Source organism: Paenibacillus ginsengarvi (genome assembly GCF_003626695.1).
Taxonomy (GTDB): Bacteria; Bacillota; Bacilli; order Paenibacillales; family NBRC-103111; genus Paenibacillus_AB; species Paenibacillus_AB ginsengarvi.
Genome location: NZ_RBAH01000016.1, coordinates 53807 through 70813, shown reverse-complemented (window position 1 = coordinate 70813; position 17007 = coordinate 53807). Strand labels below are relative to the sequence as shown.

Annotated in this window: 13 protein-coding genes; 10 read left to right on the top strand and 3 right to left on the bottom strand. The window is 57.8% G+C overall.

The features are described 5' to 3' along the window. The first annotated feature begins 146 nt into the window (after positions 1–146). Together D7M11_RS20935 and D7M11_RS20930 are read left to right on the top strand one after the other, a co-directional pair. Complete coding sequence (locus tag D7M11_RS20935) at positions 147–872, top strand: ABC transporter ATP-binding protein (RefSeq protein WP_120749312.1); 726 nt, start codon at positions 147–149, stop codon at positions 870–872. Continuing rightward, positions 865–2538 carry a putative ABC transporter permease subunit gene (locus D7M11_RS20930; protein WP_120749206.1) on the top strand — a complete coding sequence of 558 codons (1674 nt, stop codon included), beginning with the start codon at positions 865–867 and terminating at the stop codon, positions 2536–2538. Before D7M11_RS20935 ends, D7M11_RS20930 begins: the two co-directional genes overlap by 8 nt. Positions 2539–2626: 88 nt before the next feature. Here D7M11_RS20930 and D7M11_RS20925 read toward each other — a convergent pair whose 3' ends face one another. Beyond that, positions 2627–3079, bottom strand: coding sequence for an SRPBCC family protein (locus D7M11_RS20925; RefSeq protein ID WP_120749205.1), 453 nt, complete (start codon positions 3077–3079; stop codon positions 2627–2629). 157 nt (positions 3080–3236) lie between these two features. On the opposite strand from D7M11_RS20925, the gene D7M11_RS20920 reads away from it, so the two are divergent. Further along, positions 3237–4055, top strand: a complete 819-nt coding sequence (locus D7M11_RS20920) for a helix-turn-helix domain-containing protein (RefSeq protein ID WP_120749311.1) — start codon at positions 3237–3239, stop codon at positions 4053–4055. A 76-nt stretch (positions 4056–4131) separates the two neighbouring features. On the opposite strand, the gene D7M11_RS20915 is transcribed toward D7M11_RS20920, so the two are convergent. Continuing rightward, positions 4132–5304: a MalY/PatB family protein gene (locus tag D7M11_RS20915; protein ID WP_120749204.1), complete on the bottom strand. Its 1173-nt coding sequence runs from the start codon at positions 5302–5304 to the stop codon at positions 4132–4134. A 47-nt stretch (positions 5305–5351) separates the two neighbouring features. After that, positions 5352–6005, bottom strand: a complete 654-nt coding sequence (locus D7M11_RS20910) for a GntR family transcriptional regulator (RefSeq protein ID WP_120749203.1) — start codon at positions 6003–6005, stop codon at positions 5352–5354. Positions 6006–6375: 370 nt separating this feature from the next. Here D7M11_RS20910 and ilvD point away from each other — a divergent pair, with 370 nt between their 5' ends. The 7 genes from ilvD (at position 6376) to map (ending at position 16962) form a co-directional block, all read left to right on the top strand. Continuing rightward, the gene (gene ilvD / locus D7M11_RS20905) at positions 6376–8112 is read left to right on the top strand and encodes a dihydroxy-acid dehydratase (protein WP_205127095.1); all 1737 of its coding nucleotides are present in this window, start codon (positions 6376–6378) and stop codon (positions 8110–8112) included. A 14-nt stretch (positions 8113–8126) separates the two neighbouring features. Beyond that, on the top strand, positions 8127–9605 hold the full coding sequence (locus D7M11_RS20900; RefSeq protein ID WP_158606761.1) for a M81 family metallopeptidase: 1479 nt from the start codon (positions 8127–8129) through the stop codon (positions 9603–9605). Between the two features lie 22 nt (positions 9606–9627). Continuing rightward, on the top strand, positions 9628–10392 hold the full coding sequence (locus D7M11_RS20895; protein ID WP_205127094.1) for an SDR family NAD(P)-dependent oxidoreductase: 765 nt from the start codon (positions 9628–9630) through the stop codon (positions 10390–10392). Between the two features lie 208 nt (positions 10393–10600). Next, the gene (locus tag D7M11_RS20890; RefSeq protein ID WP_120749200.1) at positions 10601–11938 is read left to right on the top strand and encodes an ABC transporter substrate-binding protein; all 1338 of its coding nucleotides are present in this window, start codon (positions 10601–10603) and stop codon (positions 11936–11938) included. Between the two features lie 64 nt (positions 11939–12002). Continuing rightward, complete coding sequence (locus D7M11_RS20885; protein ID WP_120749199.1) at positions 12003–13748, top strand: hypothetical protein; 1746 nt, start codon at positions 12003–12005, stop codon at positions 13746–13748. A 152-nt stretch (positions 13749–13900) separates the two neighbouring features. Next, on the top strand, positions 13901–16123 hold the full coding sequence (locus D7M11_RS20880; protein WP_158606760.1) for a PAS domain S-box protein: 2223 nt from the start codon (positions 13901–13903) through the stop codon (positions 16121–16123). Positions 16124–16215: 92 nt separating this feature from the next. After that, positions 16216–16962, top strand: a complete 747-nt coding sequence (gene map, locus D7M11_RS20875; RefSeq protein ID WP_120749309.1) for a type I methionyl aminopeptidase — start codon at positions 16216–16218, stop codon at positions 16960–16962. Positions 16963–17007 lie beyond the last annotated feature (45 nt).

The following is a 17007-nucleotide window of genomic DNA, read 5'->3' as shown; positions in this document are numbered from 1 at the left end:
GGTTGAACTATTTTCAAACCTTTCGGCTCCGTCCTGATGGGGCCGGATATGGATCGAAGCTGGCGAAAGAGTCATCCCTCCGCAAATATGGTATACTAATGGAAAAAAGAACCGTCGAAGCTTCGCCGGAGAAGGAGCATCGTTACATGATCGAATTAGCGAACATTACGAAAAGCTATAACGCGAAAACAAAAGCAGTCGACAATTTGTCGCTGACCGTTCGCGGAGGCGAAATATTCGGCTTCCTCGGGCCTAACGGCGCGGGGAAAACGACGACGATCAAAATGATGACCGGCATCGCGAAGCCGGACCGGGGCGTTATTCGCATCAATGGCGTCAACATCGCGGAAGATCCGATCGGAGCGAAGCGGCAGTTCGGTTATGTGCCGGACAATCCCGATCTGTTTCTGCGATTGAAGGGAATTGAATATTTGAATTTCATGGCCGATCTGTACGACGTTCCGAAGCCATTGCGAAAGGAGCGGATCGAGACGTTGTCCGCCCGCTTCGATCTGACGCAGGCGATATCCGACCCGATACAGAGCTATTCGCACGGCATGAGGCAAAAAATCGTCATTATGGGCGTGCTTATCCACGATCCGGCTGTATGGATTTTGGACGAACCGCTTACGGGGCTTGATCCGAAGTCGTCCTATACGCTCAAGGAAATGATGCGGGAGCACGCGGACAGCGGCAAAACGGTGTTTTTCTCCACGCACGTGCTTGAGGTGGCGGAGAAGCTGTGCGACCGGGTGGCGATTATCCGGAAAGGGGAAATTTTGTTTTGCGGAACGTTCAAGGAGATGCAGGAACGGTTTGAATCCGACCAATCGCTCGAGAAAATGTTCCTGGAGTTGACCGAAGATGCGTAAAACTTGGGCGCTGACGCGCATTTTGCTCAAAAACGGAACCGGACCGTTCGCCAAATCCGGCAAATCCGGCCGGAAGTTCAAGCAAATCGTGCTGCCGTTATTGGTTGTGGTGGCTCTGCTTCCGTTCATGTTTCTGATCGGGAATTTTATATCCGCCCTCTATAAAGCGTTCGAGCCGATCGGTCAAGAGGGGGCGGTACTGGCGCTCGGCTTGGCGTTAGCCAGCATGATCGTGTTCATGTTCGGCATTTTTTATACGATCTCGGTCTTTTACTACACCCAGGACGTGGAGCATTTGCTGCCGCTGCCGCTGAAGCCGGTACAGATCGTGACGGCCAAGTTCGTGACGGTGCTCGTATACGAATATTTGACGCAGTTCATTATCTTGGCTCCGCTGTTCGTCGTGTTCGGGATGCATAGCGGCAGCGGCTTTCTCTACTACGTGTATGCAGTGATCATTTTCATCACGCTGCCCATTGCTCCGCTCGTGCTGTCCTCGATTATTGCGATGGCGGTCACGAGCTTCTCCGGCATCGCGCGCAACAAGGACCGGTTCCGCATGATCGGCGGAGCCGTCGCGATCCTGCTCTCGTTTGGGCTGAATATGTTCATTCAGCGAACGATGAACCGGGCGATGAAGCCGGAGCAGCTGCAGGAAATGCTGCTTGGCGGCAACAATTCGCTTGTCGACGTAGCGACCCGTTCGCTGCCGAATGTCCGGCTCGCGGCTCAGGCGCTGCTGAAGGGAGCCGAGTTTGCCGGTTTCGCCTGGCTCGTTTTGTTTGTGGCACTGTCGGTTTTGTTTTACCTGGCCTTCGCTTTGCTCGCTAGCCGGTTTTATTTCAAGGGCGTCATGGGTATTTCGGAGACGGCCGCCCGCCGCGCGAAGCTGAGCGGCAGCCAGCTCGACAAGATCACGTCGCAGCAGTCGGCCGTAGCGGCGCTTGTCCGCAAGGAGCTGCGCATTCTCGTACGCACGCCTTCGTATTTTCTCAATTGCGTGCTGATGGCGTTTCTGTGGCCGGTCATTATGCTCATCCCGATGATGACCCAGCCGGATCTGAAACAAACACTTGGATCGGTCCGGACACTGTTCGAATCGTCGGGAAGCTCTCCGTTCATTCCGGCGATCGCGGTGGCGATCGTTATGTTCGTGTCGGGGGCGAATGCGACGGCTTCGACGTCAATCTCGCGCGAGGGGGCAGGCTTTTTCGTATCGAAGTATGTGCCGGTTCCTTCCAGGTCGATGATCACCGCCAAGGTAGCCGCAGGGATGCTGATCAATATGGCGGGCGTCGTGCTCATTCTGCTTGTCGCTTTGGTCGTGCTGCACATCCCGCCGGCGTTTGCGCTGGCGATGGTTCCCATCTCGTTTGCGGCCGTGCTGTTTACGTGTATGACCGGCGTTACGATCGATCTGCTCACGCCGAAGCTTGTCTGGGAAAACGAGCAGAAGGCGGTCAAGCAAAATATGAACAGCCTGTTCAACATGCTCGTGAGCGTTGCCGGCGCGGCGCTTCTGTTCGGACTCGTCGTTTCGCTCGGCCTCGGCTTATGGAGCGCGACCGCCTTACTGTTTGTCGTGCTAGCCGCCGCCGACGTCCTGCTATTCCTGCTGCTGAAGTCGAAAGGTTCGGTCTGGTTCGACAAGATCGAAGCTTCGTAAAGCTCGCGCGTTAACGCCAAAATCCCCCTGCCTTCGAGCTTGAAGGAGGGGGATTTCCGTTCGGTAGTATAAGGGCGACCGGCCGGATTTACCGACCGAAATCGATCGTTTTGCCGGTTTCCGCGTACGTTTTGATGTTGCTTAGCATCATCGGCCAGCTTTGTTCGGTGTTCGCGCGTGAAGGATGGTTGTCCGGCCAGCGGTCGTGGACGAGCGTAAGCTTCGTGCTGGCTCCGACTTCCTCCAGTGTCATCGTGATGCGGGTTTCGAGCTCGGCATGGTTGTCCCGATAAGAGGGACCGGGATGCTCGGTCATGCTCATCCGGCTGTACGGCTCGAACTCGAGCACTTTGCCGTAGACGTGCACCGTTTCATCTCCGTCGTTGCCGGGCCCTACGTAAGCGTAGTTGGAGCCGATCTCGAATGTAGAGTCCAGGATGCAGCCGAACATCGTCGCCTTTGTCGCTTCGGGGGCAATGAGTACGTGCCACACGTGCTCGGGCTTCGCATTGATATAAATTACATATTGAAGATCGTTCATGAGGATTGCCTCCTGACGGATGGTTTTACTTGCAATGACGCTTGCCGCTTGCTACCCTTACAGTATAGAACAAGCTTCGAGAATCGTATTGTAAAAACGCGACAGGCGAATGAACGTCGTCATGAGCGCGCGTAAAACGGAAAGGAGCGGCTTTTACATGCATACAGTGACCGAGCGGGAAGCAAAGGGTGTGCTGCAATTGCGGGAAGGAGCGGCCAAATTTTCGTTGACCCGGCATGCTCCCGCACCCGAGCTGGCGTGGATGATCAAGCATTATTGGATCGTCAAATGGGATTTGCGAGGTCAGCGTCCGTATCCTCAAGTCGTCCTGTCCCATCCGAACGTCAATCTCGTATTCGAGAAAAATACGACGCGCGTATACGGCATTACGAAAACGAGCGAAACGCGCATCATTGAAGGCCGCGGCATCGTGCTCGGCGTCAAATTCCGGCCCGGCGGCTTTTATCCGTTATGGCAAAAACCCGTAGCCGAGCTTGCCGGTACATCGATACCATTTCGCGACGTGTTCGGCTTCGAGCCGGACAGCCTGGAAAGCGATCTGCTGGAGCAGCCGGAGCAGGATGAAGAGGAGATGATCCGGCGAACCGACCGTTTCTTTCTCAGCGTCGCCCCGGCTCGCGACGAGCAGGTGGCTTGGGTCGATTCGATCGTGGATACTATTTTGCGCGAACGCGACATCGTCAAGGTGGACCAGCTCGTCCGGCACGCCGGCGTCAGCAAGCGGACGATTCAGCGGCTGTTCAGCCGGTATGTCGGCGTCAGCCCGAAATGGGTCATCCAGCGGTACCGCCTGCACGAGGCGGCGCTTCGGGTCGAGCAGGGCGAGCAGCCCGACTGGGCGAAGCTGTCGATCGATATGGGTTATTACGACCAGGCGCATTTTATCAAAGACTTCAAGGCGATTATCGGCAAATCCCCGGAGCAGTATATGAGGGAGAAGCAGGGAGCGTCGTAACCGCCCGATCCAACGCAAAGAACCCGTCAGGACCTTACGTTCCTGACGGGTTTTCGTCTTGATCATACATGGTCGCTTAGAGCCCGTTAGCCGCCCGGCAAAACGATTCCAGCGCTTCTTCTACAATCGAGCGCGGGCAGGCGAGATTGATGCGCAGCCAGCCTTCTCCTTCGCTGCCGAACGACGAGCCTTCGTTAAAGACGACCTTCGCCTTCCGGTACATGAGCTCCTTGAGGCCGCTCACGTCGAGTCCGAGCCCGCGGCAGTCGATCCAGAGCAGGTACGTGCCTTCCGGCCGGAGCGGCTTTACCTCGGGCAGATGCTGCGCCAAGTAGTCGATCGCGAAGTCGACGTTGCCCGCAACGTAAGTCAGCATCGCGTCCAGCCATTCGCCGCCTTCCCGGTACGCCGCCTGGACCGCGTCTTGGGCGAAGTGCTGGGCCATATGCAGGCTGAGCGTTTTGATCCGGCCTTCGAACTTGCGCCTCAGCTCCGGATTGGAGATGACCGTATACGACGTATGCAACCCCGGCAAATTAAACGTCTTCGTAGCAGCGAGACAGGTGACCGTAATGTCCGCAAGCTCGGGAGACAGGGTAGCGAACGGAATGTGCTTATGCCCGGGCAGCGCCAGATCGCAGTGAATTTCGTCGGAGACGACCGTAACGCCGTATCTCAGGCACAACTCGCCGAGGCGGAGCAGCTCTTCGCGGCTCCATACGCGTCCGCCCGGATTGTGCGGGCTGCACAGCAGCAGCAGCTTTGCTCCGGCGCGGAACAGCGTTTCGAGCTGCTCATAATCCATCTCCAGCCTGCCGTCGCGGATGACGAGCGGGTTTTTGACTACGTTTCGTCCGTTGCTGCGGATGACGTCGTAGAACGGGTAATACACCGGCGATTGCAGCACGACGTCGCCGCCTGGCTCGCTGAACTGCTCGACGCACAAGCTGAGCGAGGTAACGACGCTCGGAACGTCGGTAATCCATTCCGGCTTGATCGTCCAGCCATGCCTAGTCCGGAACCATTCCACGATCGAGTCCAGATAGCTGTCCTCGCGAATCGAATAGCCGTATATGCCGATAGCGGCCCGTTTCGCAATCACCTCGCGCACGGCGGGAGGACTGAGAAAATCCATATCCGCCACCCACAGCGGCAGTACATCCTTATCCCCATAAAGCTTCTCGCCCTGATCCCATTTATAGGAACGCGTATTCCGCCGGTCGATGCGGCGGTCGAAATCGAATGTCATCGCAAGTCCCTCCGTCTTATGTAGTGTGTAGATGCAGGTAGTCAGGTTCAAGCTTCCGCAGCGCGAAACGTGCCGACATGCTCGGCCCAGGCAGCCGAAATCCGTTCGGGATCGCCTTCGCGGATCGTCTTCAGCAGCTTGTCGTGTTCTTTCCACAGATCGTTCAGATCCTCATAAGCTTGTCCCTGAATCGTAAAGTGGAGGTGAATCCGGTTATAGATGGAAGTCCATGTGCCAAGCAGCCCCGGCATGCCCGAAAGCGAAATGACATACTCGTGAAAGGCAAGATCGCTCTCGACGATTTTGGTTAAATTGCGCTGGGCGGCCCCATCCTTCATGTCCGTTACGAAAGCGGCCAGACGCTCGAGCTCCTGCTCTCCGATATTAGGCAGCGCCTTGCGGATCGCGTACGTTTCGATTATGAGGCGGATCGGATTGAGCACGTCGCGCACTTCCTCGCCGGAAATTTCCGCGACCGTCGTTTCCTTGTATGGCAGCGACACGAGCAAGCCTTCCTGCTCCAGCATGCGGATCGCTTCGCGAACCGGTCCGCGGCTGACGCCCATCTGTTTCGATATTTCCACCTCGCGCAGCCGGTCTCCGGGATTTAATTTGCCCTGAAAGATCGCTTTGCGAATGTCGTCCGTAATTTTATGCCGAAGCGACGTCGCTTTTTGTTCATCGAATCGAAATTGGGACATAGATTCCGGCACTTCCTTCTGTCGGTATGTTCATATTATTTCAGTTTAAAGGAAATAAAGCCGATTGTAAACATTCGGACAGCGGAGATGTGGGGCTTTCGGGGAGAGAAGGAGCGGAGTGGAACATTTGCATCTGGAGCAGCGAAGCGGTCGCCTTTACAATCGGATTCCTACCGCGAATCCTTCCATCCGGGAATCCGATTGTAAGAGCGAGTGGAGGATCAAATGTTCCCGTAGCGGCCGTATGTGCTAACACCGTCCCTAATGCGATTGGATTTTTATTAAGTAATATTGTTGACAATGTGACAATAACCATTATACACTGAGCATATCAGCTGGTATTTGTTGCTTCCGAAAGGAGAAGTCAGAATTGGATTCGCATAATGAAAATCGCAGTCAAGCGGTAAGAAAAATAAGTTACGAAGGCGATGCCCTGCGCATGTCGATGGATTGGACCGTCGCCGATTTGGATAAAGTACAGGTGCTTGTCGAAAGCACCGCGGGCTCGAGTCATCCGAGTTCCTACCATCTGCACGAGCTTGTGTCCGAAGCGGAAAAAGGAGTGCTGCAGGCGGGAGGCAAACCGGCCGCCTATACGACGACCGACATCTGCGACGGCATCGCCCAAGCCCACGAAGGGATGAACTATTCGCTCGCTTCGAGAGATTTTATCGCCTCGATGGTTGAAATACACGCAAGGGCGACTCCCTTTGACGCGATGGTGCTGAGCTCGGCCGGCGACAAGGCGGTGCCCGCCCATCTGATGGCGATCGCCCGCCTCGACATTCCTGCCATCCACGTTCCCGGAGGAGCTATGGGAGCGGGACCGTGCATGAAATCGAACGAAGAGTTGTGGCATATGAGCGTCGACGTGAAGGAAGACAAAATGACGAAGGAGCAGTTTCTGGCGTTTCAGCGCGCCTGCTGCCCGACGTGCGGAGCTTGCCAGTATATGGGGACGGCGGCGACGATGCAGGTTATGGCTGAGGCGCTTGGCCTTGCGCTTCCGTGGTCGGCGCTCATTCCTGCGACGAACGCGGAAATACGCCGGATGGCGCGCGCCGCAGGACAGCAGGTGATGGAGCTGCACCGGGCGGGCTTGACGCCGAAGCGTCTGCTGACGAGGGAAGCGTTCGAGAACGCAATCATGATTCATTCCGCCATCGGCGGTTCGCTGAACGCCGTCATGCATCTGATCGCGATCGCACGCGAAGTCGGCATCGAGCTGGAGGCGGATACGTTCGACCGCATCCACCGGACGGTGCCCGTGCTCGTCGATACGAAGACGGCGGGCAAATATCCGACCGAGCTGTTCTGGTACGCGGGCGGTGTGCCGATGGTGATGAAGGAGCTGCGGCGTTTTCTCCACCTGGATTGCCTGACGGTGACGGGACGGTCGGTCGGGGACAATCTGGAGCAGTTCGATCGAAGCGAGATGCCGAATTATGCGGAGATGTTTCTCGCCAACTACAAGCTGAACAAGCGCGACGTCATTTACCCGATCGCGAAGCCGCTGAAGGCCGAAGGCTCTGCGGCGCTGCTGAAGGGCAATGTGGCGCCGGGCGGGGCGCTGATCAAGCAATCGGCGGTTGTGGCCGAGATGATGGTGCACGAAGGGCCTGTCAAAGTATACGACAGCGAGAGGTCGGCGGTTGAATCGTTTATGAACCGCGACATCCAGCCGGGCGACGTGATCGTGATCCGGTATCAGGGGCCGCGCGCGACCGGCATGCCGGAAATGTTTTTCATGTCGGAGCTGATCGCCTCCGATCCGGTCTTATCGAAAACGACGGCGCTTGTGACGGACGGCCGCTTCTCCGGGGCTACCCGGGGGCCGTGCATCGGCTACCTGGGGCCCGAAGCGGTTGACGGCGGGCCGATCGCCCATCTGCGAAGCGGCGATACGATCCGCATCGATATCCCGAACAGACGCCTTGACGTGATCGGATTGGCCGGTATGGGAACGCTGCCGGAGCAGGAGATCGCGTCCGCTCTGGAGAAACGTAAAGCGGAATGGAAGCGGCCGGCGCCGGCGCACAAAGGCGCGCTCGGCCAGTATACAAGGCTAGCGCGGCCGGCACTCGAGGGTGCTTCCACGAACGGGTAAGGGAGGAAAACGGAATGAACATCATCATCGGCGGCTTGCTCCAGGAAAGCAATACGTTCAGCGAAGCGAGCAGCGCCATGCGCGATTTCGAGCAGTATTATTTCCGGACCGGCAGCCAGCTTTTGGAGCCGCAAAAAGCGGAGAACGAGCTGGCCGGATTCATCAAGGCGGCTGCGGACCATCCCGAGATGACGCTCCTTCCGACCGTTTTTGCGCAGGCGGTGTCGTCGGGCAAAATTCCGCGCCGCACGTTTGACGAGCTGAAGCGGCTGCTGGCCGAGCGGCTCGCAGGCCTGCCCGCCTGCGACGGCGTTTTGTTCACGCTGCACGGGGCGTGGGTGGCGGAGGACAACGACGATGCGGACGGCGAAATCGTGGAGCTGCTGAGGTTACATGTCGGACCCGATGTACCGATCGTCATTACGCTCGATTCCCATGCGAACGTAACCCGGAAGCTGGTCGAGACGGTTGACGGCATCGTCGGTTACCGGACGTTTCCGCATACCGACTACGTGCCGACCGGGTACCGCGCGGCCGAACTGCTGCGGCGTATCGTCCGGGGCGAAGCGAAGCCGCATATCCGGCTGTGCAAGGTGCCGATGATCGTCCCTGCCGAACGGCACGAAACGGCACGCGGGCCGATGGCGGAGCTGTGGGAAGAGGCGCTTGCCGGCGAGCGGGAAGGGCGCTGCGCGATGACGTCGCTGTTTCTCGTCCAGCCGTGGCTCGATATTGCGGAGATGGGCTGTTCCGTAGTCGTTATGGACGACGACCCGGCAAAGGCGGAAGAGGAAGCGGGTCGGCTCGCGGCATCGATGTGGAGCAAGCGGAAGCAGTTCGACATCCGGCTGTACGGCGTGGAGGAAATGGTCGTTATGCTGGAGGAGCAGCGCGGGCGCGGCGGCCCGGTCGTCGTATCCGATTCCGCCGACAGCCCGGGAGCGGGATCGCCCGGGGACAGCAACTTCGTCCTGCGCGAGCTGCTGCGGCTGAAAACGCATCACAGATGGAACTGTTTGCTGTCGATAGTAGACCCGGGTGCGGCTCGGGCGGCGGCGGAGGCCGGAGAGGGCCGCACGGTGAGGCTGCAGGTCGGCCATTCGGTCAGCCGCGCCTACGGCGAGCCGCTGGCGATCGAAGGCGTCGTTGCCAAGGTCGGATCGGGGAAATTCCGCTTCGGCGGAGGGACGGTCGCCGGCCTGGAGGCGAATATGGGCCGCTGTGCCGTCGTCCAGATCGGCACCGTGTCCGTGCTGCTGATGGAGAACGCCACGTTCACGGGCGATCCGGCGATGTACCGGAGCGTCGGCCTGGAGCCGGCGGACGCCGATCTCGTGCTCGTCAAGTCGGCCGCTCAGTTCCGGGCCGAATACGAGCTGCTCACGGATCGCATCTATATTCTCGATACGCCGGGTGCGAGCACGGCGAATTTGACCGGCTTGCCGTTCCGGCATATTCCCCGGCCCATGTATCCGTTCGATTCGTTCGACTGATAGAAAGGAGAGGGCTAAAGCGGTGAGACTCGAACATAAAGTTGCGCTGGTGACAGGCGGCTCGACCGGTATAGGGCGAGAAGTATGCCTGGCCTATGCGAAGGAAGGAGCCCGTGTAGCCGTCAATTATATCGGCTCGGAGGCGAATGCGCTTGCGGTCGTGGCTGCCATCGAAGCGGAAGGCGGGCAGGCGATGGCGGTCCGTGCCGATGTGAGCGACGAGGCGCAGGTGGCGGCGATGGTGCGGCAGATCGAGGAGGCGTGGGGCGGCGTCGATATACTCGTCAACAATGCCGGCATATACCCGCGCAAGGAATGGTATGAAATTACCGGCGACGAGTGGGACCGGGTACAGGCGGTCAACTTGAAATCTTGCTTTTTGACGAGCAAGGCGGTTTTTCCGTACATGCGCGAGAAAGGCTACGGCAAAATCATTAACGTTTCCTCGGTCACCTTTTGGCGCGGACAAAAAGGCTTCGTGCATTACGTAGCCTCGAAGGGCGGCGTGATCGGCTTTACCCGCGCCCTCAGCCGCGAAGTCGGCAAGCATGGCATTACGGTGAACGCTATATCGCCGGGAGCCGTGATGACCGAGCAGGAGCTGCTCGATATGCCCGATCTGCAGGAGAGGGAGAAGACGCGGCTGTATTTGGCGGAGGAGCAGGCGATTCCGCGAAGGCAGCTGCCGCCCGACATGGTCGGCGCCTTCCTGTTTCTCGCTTCGGCCGACAGCGACTTTACAACGGGCCAGACGCTGAATGTCGATGGCGGCTGGATGATGCATTAACCGAAGGACGCCCGGATTTCGGGGCGCGGCGCCGGGTTTCGTTCGCAAGAGCGGAACGCGGCCCTGATTTTTCATTTTATTGTCGACAATAGCAATGTTATCTTTTTTGGAAATCCCATCCGCGAAATGAAAGCGTTCTTAATATGGGTATAAAGCGGCTTACAGGCTGCTTTCTATACATTTTTTATATGAGAAGGGGAGCTTACGTATGGGACAAACATGGAAAAGATTCAATCTGGTATTGCTTGCGGCCGGGCTCGCGTCGTCGCTAACCGCCTGCGGAGGGAATAACGCGAAGGAGAACGAAGCGGCGCAAAATCCAGGCGTGGCCGAGAAGCCCGCGGAGAGCCCGAAGCCGGTCAAGCTTCAGGTGCTGACGCCGGGCGGAGGGAATAACGAATGGTTTATGGAGCGCTATGGGAAGCAAATTCAGAAGAAGTACCCGCAGTTTACGTTCGAGGTCTTTGAAAATACCGGCACTGTGCTGCAAAACGCGTTAACCGAAAAGCGCAAAATCGATCTCATTATCGGCTCGTTTAACTCGTACCGGAGTCAGATCAAGCCGTTCGAGCTTACGCAGGATATGTCCGACCTGATCCAGAAGCACAAGCTGGATACAAGCCGGATCGAGCCGGCCTATATGGATATGATCCGCAATCTGGACAACGGCAAAGTAAGCGCCTTACCGTTATATGATCTCGGCCTGCTTTTATATTACAATAAGGATCTGTTCGACAAGTTCGGCGTTCCGTATCCGACCGAAGGAATCACCTGGGAAAGTCTTCAGGGCTTGGCGACGCGGCTGACGAGAAGCGACGGCGGAGTGCAGTACCGCGGCTTCGTCACCGATCCTAATCATCTCATTATAGGCAATCAGCTGTCGCTCGGCTATCTCGACGCGAGCGGCGAGAAATCCGCCTTGCAGACGGACAAGTGGAAATCGTATATCGAATCGCTGCTTCCGCTTTATACGATGCCCGGCTACAACGCGACGAAAGAATTGATCGGCGGTGGCGGGATTAAAAACGCCTTCTTTAAAGAAAAATCGTCGGCGATGTTCGTCATGTACAATTCCGATGCGCCGAAGCCGGAGGACGGTCTGAATTGGGACGCCGTTTCGCTGCCGGAGTTGAAAGGCGCGCCGGGAATCGGCTCCCAGCCGTATCCCGTCTACATTTCGGTCGCTTCGACGAGCGAGCATCGGGACGAAGCGTTCCTGAGCCTCGCAGAACTGCTGACCGACGAAACGCAAACGAAGCTGGCGGCGGAATTCGCCCAGATCAGTCCGCTGAAAAGCGCCGAGGTGAAGTCGGCGTTCGGACGTAATGTGGCCCAGTGGCAGGGGAAAAACATCGCCGCGATCCGGGCCAAAAAACCGGCCACCCCGCCCGCTTACGTCGGGGAGAACAACAACTTTGGGCAAGTGGCGGCCGCAAACGCGATGCGTTCGGTTATTGTCGGGGAAAAAGACCTCAACACGGCCTTAAGAGAAGCCGATGAAGAAGTGAACAAGAAAATCGCCGAAGCCAAGGCAATGAAAAAATAAACGGATGTCGTAATCCGCGGCGTGTCTGGACAGGTACGCCGCGATACGATCGATGGAGGACAGTATGGAAACATGGCTGCGTTTGGATTGCCGCTGTTTATGCCGGGAGGCGGAGCAAGCTGCCCGCATTGCGGCCGAGCGGATCGGCGAGATGACGGGAAGCGGGAGGGCGGAGCTTCGGCTCACGTTCTCGGAAACCGAGACGGAAGGTTATGTAATCGAGGTGGCAGCCCCGTTCGAGGTGAGAATAGGCGCGAACCGCAGCCGGAATTTTATTGCCGGTCTCGGCGAACTGCTGCGCCTGCTGCTCGCTTCCGCGGACGAGGCTGGCGCATTCGGGAGCGGCGCTAGGTCTGCGTCAAGCCCCGAACCCGCCTGGCCGGGGCTCCCTGCCGGAAGGAAAGAATACATTCCGGCGGTGAAGGAACGCATTCATTATTTGCCCGGACATTTCGGCAATTCGTTCGAAGTATGCTGGGAAGGCGAGATGCGGCGGTACTTGGAGGACCTGGCTTTGTCCGGCGCGAGCGGCTACGGCGACTGGTTCGACCCGAACGATATGCCCGATCCGTACCACCCGCATGTGTTCCACAGCTCGTCGATGTTTTTGTGGCGGCGCAAGAAGGGGTGGCTGAAGATCAGCCAGGAGCTGGGGCTTGACAACGTGCTCGTCGTCACGCCGAACATCGGCTTCGTCGACCAGATGCGGCCGGAGTGGGTCGGCGTGCGCGATCACAAGCTGCGGGTGCAAGGGCAGGTGCTTTGCCCTTCGAACCCGGAGGCGCGGCAGGTCATCCTGAACAATCACCGGCAGTTGTTCGAGGATTTGGCGCAGTCGGGCATTCGAATCGGCAAAATCGTGTGCGCCCCTTACGACGACGGCGGCTGCGCCTGTCCGAAGTGCCAGCCGTATTATCCCGTATTTCTGAAGCTTGTGCACGATGTGTACGAGGCCGCTCGTCCGTCGTTCCCGGAGCTGAAGGCGGACATATGCGGCTGGTGGACGTCGGAGGAGGAGAGCGCTCATCTGCGCGAATTCGCCTTGGGACCGGCCCGCGACTGGTTCGGCGCCTACCAGCTCAGCGCGGCTTACGACGTGCGGGCTCTGGATGCCGGCGTTCGTTCGCGAATCGGCGATATGAAGCTCGGCTGCTTCCTCCATATCGGCTTCTCGAGGGACAGGCGGGACGTGTACACGCAGACGGGCGTTCACAGCGCCGCACGGCGGTTGCAATCGGTAATCGGCTCGTTCTCCCTCCCGAACTGCGAAAGCTTCATGACGTATAACGAATCGTTCGGCGATCATTACAACGCGTTCGTGGCCGGACTTCTCGGTTATGATCCGCAGCGGGACGCGCGGGAGATTGCCCTGTTTTACGGCAGGCTCGTTCTCGGACTTGGCGGAGACCGTTTGCGAACGTTTGCGGACGTGCTGCTGGAGATGGAAGACTTGGACGGCGCGCAGGCGGAGGCATGGACGGCGGCGCTGCGAGAGATGGCGCCGTATGTCCGGACCGGCGAATCGCAGGAATGGGCGTTCGAGCATGTGCGGCTCAAGGCGGAGCTGATGCGTCTCGACCACCGCATAACGGGCAGGCTGGCGGCCGGAGAGGAGCCGGAGCTTCCGGTGATGCGGGAACGGCTGAAACTGACGGAACGGCTGTGGAGGCGGGTCTACGGACTTGGCGTACTGCGCCATATTCTCATTCCGGAGCGGATGCTGCCATCGTGGTACTCCGTTTACCGCGATTGTATCGAGAAAGGCGAAGAAGAACGCATCGAAAGCGGCCATATGGCCGAGGACGCGTAATACGAATCGTAGAGTGGGCTGCCGGGGAAATCCCGGCAGCCTTCGTACGTATGGCGGATGCGTGAAAAGAAAATGGCGGCGCGACACGGAGGAATTTTATGTTTGCTCAGCGAACTTTTGTATCTACAGATAAAGTCTCGGAGGGCGTCGCCATGTTTAAGGAATATAGCCTGTATTCGATCGATAAGCTGTTTCATTTAGCGTTTGAGCAAGCCCCCATTGCGATGGCCCTGTTCGGTACGGATAGCAAGCTGTATCATGTAAACGGCTCCTTTTGCGAAATCGTCGGCTTTTCGTCCGAACAGCTGTCCGGCCAGCCGCTGGGCTTGATCGTCCATCCGGACGACGCTCCTGCGATGGAGCGGCTTATTGCCGCCCTGCTCAGGGGCCGTGGGGGAGAGAGCTGCGAATCGGAGAGCCGCTTCGTCCACAGCGGGGGGCACACCGTGTGGGCTAAACTCCGCCTATGCCTGATCCGGGACGAGCAGGCCGGGTCGCTTTTCTTCATCGCCCAAGTAACCGATATTACGAAGAGCAAGGAAGCTCAGCAGGAGCTGGAACTGGGCCGGCTTCGCTACCAATCGCTGCTGGATCATCATCCCGATCTTATTTTTTCGCTCGATTTGGACGGATACGTCGTGCTGGCGAATGAAGCGTTCCAGGAGGCGTTCGGGGTGAAGCCGGCCGACTTCAAAACGAGACCGCTGCATTTCAAAACGCTAACCGCCCCCGATTATTTGGCCGACACCGAGTACCGGTTCCAGGAGGCGCTCAAGGGAACGCCCCAGCGTTACGAAGCGGTCGGCATCGATGCCGGCGGCAATCGGATCGTCTTCGACGTGACGAACATTCCAATCGTGATGGATGGTCAAGTGGTCGGTGTCCACGGCATGTCGCGAAACGTAACGAAGCAGAAGGAGCTGTGGCACAAGCAGCAGGAGAGCGAGCACAAGTACCGGCTTATCTCGGAGAATTGCCTCGATATTATCGCCTGCTGCTCGGCGGACGGCCTATGCGAGTATGTGTCTCCTTCGCTGGAGCGTATTCTCGATTACAACCCTGCCCAGTGGCTCGGCAAGCCGGTCCATGCGTGGATTCATCCGCACGATATGGAAGGCATCGGCCAAGTCGGACCGTTTTTGAGCCGGGATACGCATACGTTCGAGTTTCGCGCTCTTCATCGCAGCGGCAGCTACGTTTGGATCGAATCGGCGGTGCGGATCATACGGAGCGAAACCGGACAGCCGTACAAAATATTGTCCGTCTGGCGGGATATCTCCGACCGCAAACGAACGGAAAAAAAGCTTCGGGCGGCGAAAGAGCGGCTCGAATCGTTCATGTACCACAACGTGGACCCGATCGTCATGTTCGATACGGAAACCCGTGTCTTGCAAGTCAATGAAGCATACGAGCGTACGTTCGGCTGGAAGGAGAAGGAGATAGCGGGCCTGCATTTGTACGATTACCGCTTCGTGCCCGAAGAGCAGCTGCCCGAGGTGGAACGGAACCTCATCAAGCTGCGCGCCGGAGTAAGTATCCCGAGCTACGAAACGGTACGGATGCACAAGGACGGGACGAGGCTGAACATCATCTTGACGGCGTTTCCTTTGTGGGACGAATCGGGGAACATCGCCGGTTGTTCGATCATGTTGCGGGATAATACCGAGCGCAAGCAGGCGGAGGAGCATATGATGAACCGCGAGAAGCTGTCGATCGCCGGGCAACTGGCGGCGGGGATCGCCCACGAGATCCGCAATCCGATTACGGCGATCAAAGGCTTCATCCAGTTGATGAACAGCGGGGTGAAGGAGAAGAAGCTGTACTTCGACATTATTTCGTCGGAAGTGGAGCGGATCGAATCCATCCTGAGCGAGCTGCTGCTTCTGGCCAAGCCGCAAAATGCGGTGTTCAGCCGCCATGATATCGCTTTGCTGCTGGAGCAGGTCGTGACGCTTCTCGATTCGCAGGCGATCATGAGCAATGTGATGATTGTAACCGATTTCGATCCGTGCTCGGTCGTCGTATCGTGCGACGAGAACCAGCTCAAGCAGGTTTGGATCAATTTCATCAAAAATGCGATCGAAGCGATGCCCGGAGGAGGCAAAGTCGCAGTAAAGCTCCGAAAGCCCGATAACGGCCGGATTGTCATTTGTATCACCGACGAAGGATGCGGCATCCCGCAGACGCTGCTGGACAAGCTGGGACAGCCCTTTTACACGACAAAGGAAAAAGGCACCGGTCTCGGCTTTATGGTCAGCCGGCGCATTATCGAGAACCATAAAGGCACTCTGGAGGTGCGCAGCCAGGTAGGCCTCGGCACAACGATCGAAGTGAATTTGCCGGTCGAGCCTTCTCTAGGATCAGGTCATTTGTAATATCGGCCGTTACCTTTTATAATGATAGCTACAAAGACCGGGAGCCGGAAATGCGGGCGCATTTCTGGCTTTCCGTTTTCGGGAGGCGCGGCATGATCGTCATCAAAACGAAAGAAGAAATTGCAAAAATGAAGCGGGCCGGAGAGCTGCTGGCTTCCTGCCATCGGGCGCTTGCGGGCATGATTCGTCCGGGAATCACAACACTTGAAATCGACAAGTTCGCCGAACAGTTCATTATAGCCGCCGGAGGCACGATGGAGCAGAAGGGGTATCACGGTTATCCGTTCGCCACTTGCGCATCGCTTAACGACGTCATCTGTCACGGATTTCCGAGCGAAAGGGCGCTGAAGGACGGCGACATCGTCTGTATCGACATGGTCGTCCGGCTGGACGACTGGCTGGCCGATTCCGCCTGGTCCTACGCGGTCGGGAACGTCAGCGAAGAGGCGGGAAAGCTGCTGGACGTCACGAAGAAGTCGCTATATCTGGGCATCGAACAAGCCGTTATCGGCAACCGGATCGGCGATATTTCGCACGCGATTCAGAAATATGCCGAGTCCGAAGGCTTCTCGGTCGTGCGCGACTTCGTCGGTCACGCCATCGGCCAGCAAATGCACGAGGAACCGCAGGTGCCGCATTACGGGCCTCCGGGACGCGGCGTACGGCTGAAGGAAGGGATGGTCATCACGATCGAGCCGATGATCAATACCGGCACCTATCACAGCAAGCTTGATTCGGACGGCTGGACGGCGAGAACGGTAGACGGTGGATTATCCGCGCAGTATGAGCATACGATTGCGATTACGGCCGAAGGCCCGCTGATTTTGACGCAGCAGTGAAGGTCGTTATCATTAAGCATGACAAAACCCCGTCACCGCCGGAAG